The 12940-nt window shown below is 70.7% G+C and carries 8 protein-coding genes; 4 read left to right on the top strand and 4 right to left on the bottom strand.

From position 1 onward, the window contains the following. The 3 genes from LPC04_RS23170 to LPC04_RS23160 all read left to right on the top strand — a co-directional run bounded on the left by LPC04_RS23170 (position 1) and on the right by LPC04_RS23160 (position 6232). Positions 1 to 1293, top strand: coding sequence for an MFS transporter (locus LPC04_RS23170; protein WP_275684672.1), 1293 nt, complete (start codon positions 1 to 3; stop codon positions 1291 to 1293). A 1-nt stretch (position 1294) separates the two neighbouring features. Next, the gene (locus LPC04_RS23165; RefSeq protein WP_275684671.1) at positions 1295 to 2779 is read left to right on the top strand and encodes a M81 family metallopeptidase; all 1485 of its coding nucleotides are present in this window, start codon (positions 1295 to 1297) and stop codon (positions 2777 to 2779) included. A gap of 354 nt (positions 2780 to 3133) precedes the next feature. After that, entirely contained in the window at positions 3134 to 6232 is a 3099-nt protein-coding gene (locus LPC04_RS23160; RefSeq protein ID WP_275684670.1) for a ligand-binding sensor domain-containing diguanylate cyclase, read from the top strand. A 62-nt stretch (positions 6233 to 6294) separates the two neighbouring features. Here the strand turns inward: LPC04_RS23160 and LPC04_RS23155 are convergent, their stop codons facing one another. From LPC04_RS23155 to LPC04_RS23140, 4 genes are all read right to left on the bottom strand, one after another. After that, the gene (locus LPC04_RS23155; protein ID WP_275684669.1) at positions 6295 to 7017 is read right to left on the bottom strand and encodes an ABC transporter ATP-binding protein; all 723 of its coding nucleotides are present in this window, start codon (positions 7015 to 7017) and stop codon (positions 6295 to 6297) included. 11 nt (positions 7018 to 7028) lie between these two features. After that, a complete protein-coding gene (locus LPC04_RS23150; RefSeq protein WP_275684738.1) occupies positions 7029 to 8987 on the bottom strand; it encodes a branched-chain amino acid ABC transporter ATP-binding protein/permease in 1959 nt (652 codons plus the stop codon). A gap of 76 nt (positions 8988 to 9063) precedes the next feature. After that, positions 9064 to 9939, bottom strand: a complete 876-nt coding sequence (locus LPC04_RS23145) for a branched-chain amino acid ABC transporter permease (RefSeq protein WP_275684668.1) — start codon at positions 9937 to 9939, stop codon at positions 9064 to 9066. Positions 9940 to 10021: 82 nt separating this feature from the next. Further along, complete coding sequence (locus LPC04_RS23140; protein WP_275684667.1) at positions 10022 to 11245, bottom strand: ABC transporter substrate-binding protein; 1224 nt, start codon at positions 11243 to 11245, stop codon at positions 10022 to 10024. Positions 11246 to 11508: 263 nt separating this feature from the next. Here LPC04_RS23140 and LPC04_RS23135 point away from each other — a divergent pair, with 263 nt between their 5' ends. Beyond that, positions 11509 to 12888 (top strand): FUSC family protein, encoded by a 1380-nt coding sequence (locus LPC04_RS23135; protein ID WP_275684666.1) that lies wholly within the window; start codon positions 11509 to 11511, stop codon positions 12886 to 12888. The last annotated feature ends 52 nt before the right edge of the window (positions 12889 to 12940 follow it).

Genomic DNA, 12940 nt, shown 5'->3' with positions numbered 1-12940 from the left:
GTGAGCGCGACGGCAGTGATCGCCGCGCCCCGCGTGGGCGGGCGCCATGCGGCCATCCTGCTGGTGACGCTGGCCGTGCTCTCCGGCTCCGCCGCGCGCTACGTGCTCAGTCCGATGCAGGAGCTGGTCAGGGCCGACCTCGGGCTCGACGACAACCACGTTGCGCTGCTGCAAGGCATGTCCATCGCGCTGCCGACGACGCTGCTGTCGATCCCGCTCGGCCGACTGGTCGACCGCACCCATCGCTCGCGCCTGCTCGTCGTGCTGGCGCTGGCCTGCGCGATCGGCAGCGCCATGATGGCCTTCGCGCCCGGCTTCGCGACGGCCTTCGCCGCGCGCATGCTGGTCGGCGCGGCGGTGATCGCGGCGCAGCCGACCGCGCTGTCGCTGGTGGCGGACCTGACCGAGGCCTCCGAGCGCGGCCGCATGGTGACGCTCGTGTCCATCGGACAGGCGCTCGGCGGCAGCCTCGGCTACGCGATCGCCGGCCCGTTGCTGAAGTGGCTGCCGGCCGAACTCGCGGCGAGCGGCCTCGTGTCGACGCTGGCGGCGTGGCGCCTGGTGCTGCTGGCGGCCGCGGCCGGCGTGGTGGCCGCGACCGTGCCGCTGCTGTTCCTGCGCGAACCCGTCCGCCGCGAGCTCGGCACCGCGGCGAGCGGCAACTTGCGCGCGGCGTGGCGCGAGCTGGCGTCCTATCGCGGCTTCCTGCTGCCGCTGGCCGGCGGCATGGTCACGGTGGGCATGGCCGACGCCGCCGCCACGATCTGGGCGGTGCCGGTGCTCACGCGCAACTTCCACCAGAAGCCGGAGGACTTCGGCGCCTGGCTGGGCCTGCTCAACCTCGTCGCCAACGTGCTGGGCGCGATCCTGGGCGGCTGGATGGCCGACTGGGGCCAGCGCCGCGGCGGCCGAGCCGGCGCATTGCTCGGGGCGTTGCTGGGCGCGGCGCTGTCGATTCCCGCGGCGTTCTATCCGGTGATGCCCAATGTCGCGATGTTCGCCTGGGCCATGGGGCTGTTCCTGACCTGCGGCGCGTGGGTCAGCATCGCGGCCATCTCGTCGGTGATGGTGGTGCTGCCCAACGAGTTGCGCGGCACCTTCATCGGCGTGCTGGTGGCGGCCATCGGCATGACGGCCTACGGCATCGCGCCGCTGCTGGTGAGCTTCGGCGCGCACGCGGGCGACGGGCGTGCCGACATCGCGCTCTCGCTGACCGTGGTCGGCCTGGCCACGAGCGTGCTGGGCACGCTGTCCTTCGTCGCGGCGCTGCGCGCGGCCCGCGCGCGGGCCTGAGATGCGCGTCTTCATCGCCCAGCTGGTCACCGAGACCAACACGTTCTGCGCGTTCCCGACCGGCCTGGGCGGCTTCGAGCAGTACGGCATCTTCCACGGCGACGCCAGCGCACGCGACCCGGAACAGTCGGGCGCCATCCTCAGGATGATGCGCGACATGATGGAGAAGGACGGCCATGAGGTGGTCGAGAGCCTGTGCGCCTTCGCGCAGCCCGCGGGCCGCACGGTGCGCGAGGTCCACGAGGCCCTGCGCGACGAGATCGTCGCCGACCTGCGCGCCGCGCTGCCGGTCGACGCGGTGCAGCTGATGCTGCACGGCGCGATGGTCGCGGCGGGCTGCGACGACTGCGAGGGCGACCTGCTCGCCCGCCTGCGCGAGGTCGTCGGGCCCGGCGTTCCCATCGGCGTCGAACTCGACCTGCACTGCCATTTCACCGAGCAGATGCGGCGCTCGGCCGACCTCATCATCTGCTTCAAGGAGTACCCGCACGTCGACGTCGAGGCGCGCGCCATCGAACTCTGGAAGCTGCTGCAGGACACCGTCGCCGGCCGCATCCGGCCGGTCACGGCGGTGGTCGACTGCCGCATGGTCGGCCTCTGGCACACCACGCGCGAGCCGATGCGGGGCTTCGTCGAGCGCATGCAGTCCTTCGAGGGCCGCGACGGCGTGCTGTCGGTGTCGCTGGGCCACGGATTTCCCTGGGCCGACGTGGCCGACGGCGGCGCCAGGCTGTGGGTGATCGCCGACGGCGACGAGGCGAAGGCGCGCGCGCTCGCCGGGCAACTGGCCACGGAGTTCTGGAACCTGCGCGAGCAGACGCGCGCGCCGCATCTCCACGTCGAGGCGGCGCTCGATCGTGTCGAGCGCGCCACGGGCGGCCCGGTGGTCATCGGCGACGTCGCCGACAACCCCGGCGGCGGCGCACCCGGCGACAGCACGTTCATCCTGCGTGCGATCCTGGAGCGCGGCATCGGCGATGTCGCGATCGGCGCGTTCTGGGATCTCGGCGCGATCCGGATCTGCCGCGATGCCGGCGTCGGCTCGGTGGTGGACCTGCGCGTCGGCGGCAAGTGCGGTCCGAGCTCGGGCGACCCGGTGGACGTGCGCGTCACCGTGCGCGCGGTCAAGGACGAGCACGGCCAGAGTGCCATGGGCGGCCGCGAGTCGCTGGGCGCGTGCGTCTGGGTCGAGGCGGCCAACGGCGTGCACCTGCTGCTCGCGTCGCTGCGCAGCCAGGTCTACGGCACCGACGCATTCACCGGCATCGGCATCACGCTGGCGGACAAGCGCGCCGTCGTGGTCAAGTCCACGCAGCATTTCCACGCGCAGTTCTCGCCGCTCGCGTCCGAGGTGCTCTACGTGTCGACGCCCGGCGCGCTGTCGCTGGACTTCGCGGCGCTCGACTACCGCGTCCGCCCGCTGGACTACTGGCCGCGCCTGGACGATCCGTTCGGGGACCCGGAGCCGCCCGCCGCGCGACAGTGAGCCCGCCGGGGCGGTCGATTCCATCGGCGGCGTGACGCATGCCTCGAAGCGATGTTCCTCGGCGACGACGGGCCCGGGGCGGCGGACGCCGCGGGGCTTATGCTTCTCGCTTGACCACGCCACGCGCCCGTCCGCCCCGGCTGTCCGGAATTTCCCCGATCGCCGCCGAACGCCTTCAGTTGACGGGCGGGCGGCCGACAATGGGTGGATGCGCCTCGGCGCGCACCGAGCCGTCGCCCGCGCGACTGCACAGTGGTTCAGGGGCCCGCCAGTTCGGGCGACACGCAACCGGACAGCAGCCAGGAGTGCGAAAGAGTGAGTCGGTGGGCTAGCGATCAGGTCGAACGCGCATGCGTGCCCCCCGGCGTCGGCCTCGCGCTCGCCTGCGGGCTCGCGCTGGCCGCGCTCGCGCTGCCGGCTCGCTCGGGCACGCCGGCCTCCGCGCCGGCGGCGAGCACCGCCTCGGCGCCCGTGGCGGCGTCGGCCGCGGCCGCCAGCATCGGCTGGGTCGGCATGGCCAACACCGTGTTCGAACACCTCGGCCAGCACGACGGCCTGCCGCATGCCATCGCCACCGGCGTCACCGAGGACGCGCAAGGCTACCTGTGGGCGAGCACCCAGGACGGCGTCGCGCGCTGGGACGGCTACCGCTTCCGCGTCTACCCGGCGCGGCCGGACGACCCGCACGGCCTGCCGGTGAGCTTCGTGCGCACGATCGCGCACGACAGCCTGGGCCGCGTCTGGGTCGGCATGGACGGCGGCGGCCTGGCCCGCTTCGAGACCGCGCAGAACTGGTTCACGCGCTTCGGCGGCTCGACGGTGGTGCGGCTGGCGCCGGACACCGAAGGCGGCATGTGGGCCGCGAGCACCACCGGGCTGATGCACGTGCGCGCCACCGGCGCGGTCGAGGACGCCTGGCCGCACGGTTCCCGGTCGCCCGAGGCGCTGCCCGACGCCAGCGTCACCGCCGTGCTGCAGGACCACACCGGCGCGGTCTGGGTCGGTTCGGCCTCGGGCGTGGTGCAGCGATACCCAGACGGACGGCCGGGCAAGCGCGTCGACCTGCCGGGCCTGGCCGACGGCACGACCGTGGACTCGCTCTACGAGGACCTGCACGGCCAGGTCTGGATCGGCACCAGCCAGCATGGCGTGTTCGTCCACGATCCCCTCACGGGCAAGATCTCGCGCCTGCAGCCGGCGGGCGCGAGCGACGCCGCGCTGCTGACCGACAGCGTCACCTCGTTCGCGGAGACCGGCAAGGGCGAGGTCTGGATCGGCACGCAGTCGCACGGACTGGTGATCGCCGACATCTCCTCGCTGCTGGCGCGCCGCGTCGAGCGCGACCGCAGCGTGCCGAGCAACCTGCAGGCCAACTGGATCTGGGGCCTGCACCGCGACCGCGGCGGCGAGATGTGGGTGGCCTCGACCACCGGCCTGAGCCGCACGCGACCGCAGCAGGACGCGATCCTGTCGCTGTTCTCGTCCGATGGCTCGAGCTGGACCGACCCCTACGTCTTCGCGGTCGACGCCGACGCCCGCGGCGTGGTCACGCTGGGCCAGAAGAGCGGCATCGAGATCATCGATCCGGCAGAGCAGAAGATGAGCGCGGTCCTGGGCAGCAACGGCGACACGTCGGGCGGGCCAGCGCTGAACAACGTGAGGGCGATGGTGCACGCCGACGACGGCACGCGCTGGATTGGCTCGCTGGACGGCCTGTTCACGGTCGCGCCCGGCGGCCGCCAGATCCGCTCGGTGCCGCTGCCCGAGCGCGGCTCGGTCAAGGCCGTGACGGCGCTGATGCTGTCGGGCTCGACGCTGTGGGTCGGCGGCCGCGGCGATGGCCTCTGGCACATGGACCTGGACTCGCCGAAGCACGCGATGACGCAGGCCGTGCCCACCAGCGAGCTGACCGATTCCGAAGTGACGGCCATCGCGCCAGGTCCGGACGGCGGCGTCTGGGCCGCGACCAACAACGGCCTGAACCTGGTGCGCCCCGGCAAGCCGGTCGACCGCATCCTGCCGGCGGCCAACGATCCGACCAGCCTGGCCTCGGCCGTCATCAACAGCCTGCTGACCGACCGCGCGGGCCGGCTCTGGGTCGGCAACAACGCGGGCATCCAGATCCTCGAGCGGCGCGACGCCAGCGGCCGCGCCTTCTTCCACCACATCGGCAAGGAAGACGGCCTGACCAGCGAGAACATCGACGCGCTGCTGATGGACTCGACCGGCCACGTCTGGGTCAGCACCGACGACGGCATCGTCGTCATCGACCCGAGCAACTACGCGCTGCGCGTGCTGCATCCGGCCGACGGCGCGGCGATCTCAACCTATTGGGTCAACTCGGGCGCGGTCGGGCCGACGGGCGAGGTCTTCTTCGGCGGCCTGGGCGGGCTGACCGTGATCCGCCCGGAGCGCCTGACGCGACGCGAGTATTCGGCGCCGATCGTCGTCACCGACGTCGAGGTCGGCGGCAAGCCGGCCGCGCTGGCGGACCAGGGCACGCGCAAGCATCTCACGGTGCCGGCCGATGCCGGCGGCTTCTCGGTGGAGTTCTCGCTGCTGGACTTCACCGCGCCCGAGCGCAACCGCTACGCCTATTACCTCGAGGGGTATGACAAGACCTGGCGCGAGGTCGACACGACGCACCGCTCGGCCAGCTACACCAACCTGCCGCCGGCCCACTACACGCTGCACATGAAGGCGGCCAGCCGCGACGGCGCGTGGACGGCGCATCCGCTGGAGGTCGACGTCGAGATCCAGCCGGCCTGGTACCAGACCTGGTGGTTCGACCTGCTCAAGATCCTGGGCGCGCTGCTGGCGGTCGCCGCCGTCGTCGCGGTGCGCGTGCGCTACGTGCAGAAGCGCAGCCAGGAGCTGGAGCGCCTGGTGGAGCAACGCACGCACGAGCTGACTCAGCTGCAGCACCAGCTCGAGGAACTGGCCTACAGCGACGCGCTGACGTCGCTGCCGAACCGCCGCATGTTCGGCGACTACTGCCGCCGCATGATCGCCGCCTGCGAGCGCACGGACGGCGGCTTCGCGCTGCTGCTGATCGACCTCGACCACTTCAAGCAGGTCAACGACACGCTGGGCCACGATGCCGGCGACGCGGTGCTGGTGGAGACCGCGCGACGCCTGCGCAACATCGCGCGCAAGGCCGACGTGGTCGCCCGCCTGGGCGGCGACGAGTTCGCGATCCTGCTGGCCGACACGGCCATCCCGAGCGCGGTCGACATCGCGTGCCATCGCATCCAGGAGGCCTTCGAACGGCCGATCCTGCACGAGGGCCACGAGATGCGCACCAGTCCCAGCATCGGCGTGGCGCTGTTTCCGATCGACGGGACGACGCAGGACGAGTTGTACAAGTCGGCGGACCTGGCGCTGTACGAAGCGAAGCGCTCGGGGCGGCACACGTGGCGCTTTGCGCGGCAGAAGGTGGTCGGGCAGGTTTGAGCGTCGCTTGATGCGCCCGCACCGTGGCGCGGGCCAAGGCGCCGCAGGCGACGACTCGAGCCTCAGTGCCCGCCGCCCAGATAAGCCGCCTGCACCGCCGGATCGTTCTTCAACTTGTCGGCAGGGCCGTGCACCGCGATCCGCCCGTTCTCCAGCACGTATCCATAGTCCGACACGTTGAGCGCCGCCGCCGCGAACTGCTCGACGAGCAGCATCGTCACGCCCTCGGCGCGCAGCCGCGAGATGATGCGGAACACCTCGTCGACCAGGATGGGTGCCAGGCCCATCGAGGGCTCGTCGAGCAGCACGACCTCCGGGTTCATCATCATCGCGCGCGCCATCGCGAGCATCTGCTGCTCGCCGCCCGACAGCGTGCCCGCCAGTTGCGCGCGGCGTTCCTTCAGGCGCGGGAAGTATTCCATCGCGCGCTCGACGTCGGCGGCGACGTCGCCCCTGGCGCGTGCGCCGGTGAAGCGCGGGAACGCGCCCAGCAGCAGGTTGTCGTCGACCGACATCGTCGCGAACACGCGCCGGCCTTCGGGCGAGTGCGCGAGGCCCAGGCGGGCGATGCGGTGCGAGTCGCGGCCGGTGATGTCGACGTCGCCCAGCATCACCTGGCCTTCGCGCGGCGCGATCATGCCGGAGATCGCGCGCATCGTCGTCGTCTTGCCCGCGCCGTTGCTGCCGATGAGGGTGACGACCTTGCCCTTGGGCACCTCCAGCGAGATGCCGTGCAGGACTTCGACCTTGCCGTAGCCGGCGTGCAGGTTCTTGATCGAGAGCATGGTGTGGAGACTCAGTGGGCGGCGGAGGCGTCGAGCTCGCCGCCGAGGTAGGCCTTGATGACCTGCGGGTTGGCCTGCACCGCCGCGGGCGTGCCTTCGGCGATCTTCTGGCCGAAGTCCAGCACGGTGACGATGTCGCACACCGACATCACGACGTCCATGTGGTGCTCGATCAGCACCAGGGTGATGCCGTGCTCGCGGATCTTGCGGATGATGACGACCAGGTCCTTGATGTCGGGCGCCGTCAGGCCGGCCGCGGGCTCGTCGAGCAGCAGCAGCTCGGGGTTGAGCGCGAGGGCGCGCGCGATCTCCAGCAGGCGCTGCTTGCCGTACGGCAGGTTGCGCGCCTCCTCGCCGGCGAGCGACTCAAGGCCGACGAACTTCAGCAGTGCGTACGCGCGCGCGCTCGCCGTGCGTTCCTCGCGCACGAAGCGCGGCAGGTGCAGCGCGACGTCGAGCAGGTTGCTGCGGTAGGTGTGGTGCAGGCCGACGAGCACGTTCTGCAGCGCCGTCATCTCGCCGAACAGCTGCACGTTCTGGAACGTTCGCGCGATGCCCGCCAGCGCGATGCGCGCGGACGTCCGGCCGACGATGGACTGCCCCTTGAACGCGATCGCCCCCTCGGTGGGCACGTAGATGCCGGTGAGCACGTTCATCATCGTGCTCTTGCCCGAGCCGTTGGGGCCGATCAGGCCGTGGATGGTGCCGCGCGAGACGTGCAGGTCGACGTCGTTGAGCGCCTTGAGGCCGCCGAACTGCATCAGCACCTTGTCGGCCGCGACGAGATCCTGCGTCGCCGGCGTGGCCGTGCCGACCACCGACGTCGACACCGCCCCCGCCGGGGCCGGCAGCGCCGCGGCGGCCAGCGCGTCGCTCGCGCCGTGGCCGTGCCAGCCCAGCGTCTGGCGGGCGAAGCCGACGATGCCGTCCTGCAGGTAGTAGACGACCAGCAGCGTGATCAGGCCGAAGATCGCGAGCCGCCAGTCGCCGATGTTCTCCAGCTTGAACGACACCGCCGCCAGCGCCACGGTGCCGACCGCCGGCACCGCCACGCGCTGCCAGGTCGACTTGCCCTTGGCGACGAAGATGCCGCCGCCGACCAGCACCAGCGCCGCGAACGTGCACGCCACGTAGCGGAACAGCACGATGTCGTCCAGCAGCTTGGGCAGCATCACGATGATGGCCGCGCCCAGCAGCGCGCCGGAGCGCGTCTTGCGGCCGCCCATGATGATGGCCAGCAGGAACAGCACCGTCAGCTCGAAGTTGTAGGTATTGGGCGAGATGTATTGCTCCGAGCAGGCGTAGAGCGAGCCCGCGAGGCCGGCCAGGCCGGCGCTGACGACGAACGCGTAGACCTTGTAGCGGTACACCGAGACGCCCATGCAGTCCGACGCGACGGGGCTGCCGCGCAGCGCCTCGAACGCGCGCCCGAGGTGCGAGCGCAGGATGCGGTGCACCACCAGCAGCGCGGCCACGAGCAGGAACGCGACCACCCAGAAGAACTCGCGCTCGCTCAGCTGGTGGCCGACCAGCTGGGGCTTGGTCAGGGTGATGCCCATCGGCCCGTTGGTCAGGAAATCCATCTCGTTGATCAGGATCTGGATGATGGTGCCGAACGCCAGCGTGACCATCGCCAGGTACGGGCCCGTCACGCGCAGCGCGGGCAGCGCCAGCACCGCGCCGAACAGCGCCGTCACGGCGATCGCGATGGCGGTGACCACGAGGAACGGCGTGGCCGGGAAGTTGGTGATCATGACGCCGCACGCGTACGCACCGATGCCGAACAGCCCGGCGTGGCCCAGCGACACCTGGCCCGTGTAGCCCACGACGATGTCGAGGCCGAACAGCAGGATCGCGTAGATCGAGATCGTCTCGACCAGGTGGATGTAGTACGCGTTGTCGACGACGACGGGGAAGAGGACGAGCAGCGCGAGGCCGATCGCCGCGAAAAGAAGAGGGCGGGACTTCATCATGGAGTGGCGAGCATTGGGATTGCCTTCGGCCGGTGGCCTTCGGTGCGAGCGCCTTCGGGCGGCCGGGCGTCGCTCATACCTTCTTGATGGCCGTCTTGCCGAACAGGCCGGCAGGGCGGACGGCGAGCACGATCAGCAGCAGCACGAGCCCGGGCACGTCGCTGTAGCCGGTGGAGATGTAGAAGCCGGTCAGCTTCTCGGCGACACCCAGGATGATGCCGCCCACGATGATGCCCATGCCGCTGGTCAAGCCGCCGATGATGGCCACCGCGAAGGCCTTGAGCCCGAGCTGCGCCGCCATGTTGGGCCCGGCCAGCGTCAGCGGCGCGATCAGCACGCCCGCGAGCGCGGCGCTGATCGACGACAGCGCGTACGAGAACGTGATGACCAGGCTCGTGTTGATGCCCATCAGGCGCGCCGCCTCGCGGTCGTTGAAGGTGGCCACGACGGCCTTGCCCCAGATCGTCTTGCGGTTGAACAGCTCCACCGCGGCCATCATCAGCACCGCGCCGACGGCCACCAGGATCTCCATCGGCCGCACGTTGGCGCCCAGGAAGTGCAGCGGCGCCTCGGGCAGCGGCGACGGGAACGGGCGCATGTCGCGGCCCCAGACGTTCTCCGCCACGTTGCGGAAGATGATGCCGAGTGCGATCGTCGACATGATCCAGCCGAACTCGCTCTTGATCTTGATCGCGGGCCGCACGCCGATGCGCTCGACGACCGCGCCCTGGATCGCGCCGAACACGCACACGATGGGGATCATCAGCCAGTAGTTGACGCCCATGCCCACCAGCGTGAGGCCGACGAGCGCGCCCAGCATCAGCGCCTCGCCCTGGCCGAAGTTGAGCGTGTCGGAGGTCGCGAAGGTCAGCTGGTAGCCGAACGCGATCACCGCGTAGATCATCCCCAGGGCGATGCCGCTGAAGACGAGTTGGGTCAGGATCTGCATGCGTGGCCCAGGGTCTCGGAATCGAAAGAAAGACGCCGCCGGGACGCGCTGTCCGCGGCGGCGCCGGCGTGCTGCACGCAGCTTACTTCTTCGCGCCCACCTTGGCGCTGGTGTCCTTCAGCTGCACCTGCGAGGCCTTCTTGAAGTCGTCGGCGTATGCGTACACGACGCGGTTGCCCTTGACCTCGCCGAACACCGGGATGTTGGCGGTGATGGCCTCGTGGTCGGTCTTGGTGAACGGGTGGTTGTAGGTCGTCACCACGCCGTCGACCGGCGTCTTCAGGTCTTCCAGCGCGGCCTTGATCTTCGGGCCGTCGGTGGAGCCGGCCTGCTTGATCGCGGCGGCCAGCAGGTAGACCGAGTCGTAGCCCTGCGCAGCCGACACCGGCGAATCCATGCGGGCGTTCTTCGGATTGAACGTCTTCAGGTAGCTGATGATGAACGACTGGCGCTTGGGCGTCGTGGGCTCCTGCACGAAGGTCTGCGGCATGCGCGCGCCTTCGCCGCCGGGGCCGGCGTTGTCGATGTAGTTGGCCATCGACAGCGTCCAGCTGCCGACGATGGGCACCTTCCAGCCCAGCTTGGTCATGCCGTTGGCGATCTGCGCGAGCTCGGGGCCGATGCCGTAGGTCAGCACCACGTCGGCGCCGGCCTCCTTGGCCTTGAGCAGCTGCGCGGTCATGTCGACGTCACCGATGTTGAACTTCTCCTCGGTGACCGGCTTGACGCCCTTGGCCTCGAGCGCCTTGACCAGGTCCTTGCGACCGAGCTGGCCGTAGTTGGTGGAGTCGGCCATGATCGCCGGCTTCTTGAAGCCGCGGTGCGTGATGGCCTCGTCGACGATCATCGGTGCCTGGATGGAATCGTGCGCCGCGTTGCGGAAGATGTAGTTCTCCGGCTGGCTGTCGAACTGGTGCGTCAGGATCGAACCCGTCGCCACGTTGTTCATCACGGGGATCTTGGCGTCCTGGAAGAAGCGCTCCGAGGCCAGGCCCACGCCGGTGTTGATGTAGCCGACGACCGCGACCACCTTCTCCTTGCTGATCAGCTCCTGCGCGATCTGCACGCCGCGTTCGTTCTTGGCCTCGTCGTCGCGCTCGACGAGCTGGATCTGGCGGCCCAGCACGCCGCCGGCCTTGTTGATCTCGTCGGTGGCCAGGCGCACGCCGTCGCGCATGCTGACACCCATCGAGGACGAGCCGCCGGTGAACGGGCCGTCGACGCCGATCTTGATCGGGTCGGCCGCGAATGCGGTGGCGGCCGTGCAGGCCAATGCAATGGCGGTGACGCGGGTTGCGAGCTTCATGGGTCTGTCTCCGTTTGGGCGCGTGCCCTTGTTGCCTTGCCTCCATCGTTGAAGGCAAGTTGAATGTGGAAGAGATTGTGAGGTCGCCGTAACGATTTGCGCCTACGTAATCCCCGCAGACTCGTGCAAACCCCGAGAGCCATGTCGGTGCAAATAGGAGGTCGGCCGCCTATGGCCACGCGCGGTGTAAGACCGGCGTCAGTTCACGGCGAGAATCGGGGCGCCGCGTCGCGTCGGCGTCCATTTTTTGAACAGGTGCGTGGGTGTCCGAAGTCCTGATCCGCTCGCTGCGCGAAGCCGCGCTGACCTTGCTCGCGATGCTGGGCACGCTGGCCGGCGTGCACTGGATCGAGCCTGGCGCCGCGCCGGCGATCCTCGGCGCGGTGCTGTCGCTGTCGCTCGCGCGCAGCCACCTGGCCGGCGAGCGCCGCGGCGCGCTCGAGGCGCTGCTCGCGCTGCCGCTGGTGGCGCTCGCGAGCGTCGGCGTCGGTGCCTTGCTGCGCCACGCGCCGTGGGCGGGCGCGTCGGTGTTCGTCGCGGGCATGGCGCTCTCGATCTGGATGCGGCGCTACGGCGCGCGCGCGCTGCGCGTGGGCTCGCTGATCGCGCTGCCGCTGGTGACGATCCTCGTCGTGCCGCACCTGCCGCGCAACGAATCGGGCCGCCTGCCGCCGCTGCTCGTGCCGGTGGCCGTGGCGCTGGTGGCGTTGGCGTGGGTGATGCTCGCGCAGGCCCTGGGTCGCCGGCTGGGCTGGCTGGCGCCGCAGGATCCCGTCGATGCCGGGCCTGCGCGCGCGGAAGGCCCCGGCGCGATGCGCGCGTCGCCGCACACGCGCATGGCGCTGCAGATGGCCGTCGCGCTCGCGGCGTCCTTCGCGGCCGGCTATCTCGTCTTCCCGTCGCACTGGAGCTGGGTGGTTCTGACGGCCTTCATCGTCAACAGCGGCAACCGCGGGCGGCAGGACGTCGTCTACAAGAGCGCGCTGCGCGTGCTCGGCGCCGCGGGCGGCACCGTCGTGGCGATGCTGTTCACGGGCGCGGTCGTCGACGGGCCGGGGGCCGCCGCGCTGATCCTGGCCAGCGTGTTCCTGGGCGTCTGGCTGCGCCCCGCGGGCTACGGCTGGTGGGCGCTGTTCGTCACGCTGGCGCTCGCGTTGCTGCAGTCCCTGCAGCCGGCCGCGGCGCCTCCGCTGTTGTGGCAGCGCCTGTTCGAGATCCTGGTCGGCGCGGCCATCGGCCTCGCGGCCGCGTGGTGGGTCTACCCGATCCGGTCGACGGACGTGCTGCGCAAGCGCATCGCCGAGGCGCTGGCGGCGATGTCGGACGCGCTGGATCCGCAGGTCGCCGAGCGGCGCGCGGACGGCGTCATCGCAGCGATGAAGCGCGTCGAGCAGCTGCGGCCGTCGTTCCGGGCGCGGCACCTGGCGCTGCGCCGCTGGCAGCCGCTGCAGCCGGTGGAGTGGATCGATGCGCTGCTGGCGTGTCGGTCCGGCGTCGTGACGTTGGTCGAGCGTCGGGAGACGCCGGGCGCCGTGCGCAAGGCCATCGGCGCGGCGCGCAAGGCGATGCGCGAGCCGGCGGAGATCGGCGCGGCGCTGGCCGCGCTCAGGCAGTTGCTGGAGCGGCCGCCGGCGGTCGCCTGAAGCACTTTTGCACGCGAACCCGGCCGGCGGTGAACGGATGTTCACGGCGAGT

This window comes from Scleromatobacter humisilvae, assembly GCF_023231945.1.
Classification (GTDB): domain Bacteria; phylum Pseudomonadota; class Gammaproteobacteria; order Burkholderiales; family Burkholderiaceae_C; genus Scleromatobacter; species Scleromatobacter humisilvae.
Note: the sequence above shows the minus strand (reverse complement) of the source record. Positions and strands in the feature narration are given on the sequence as shown.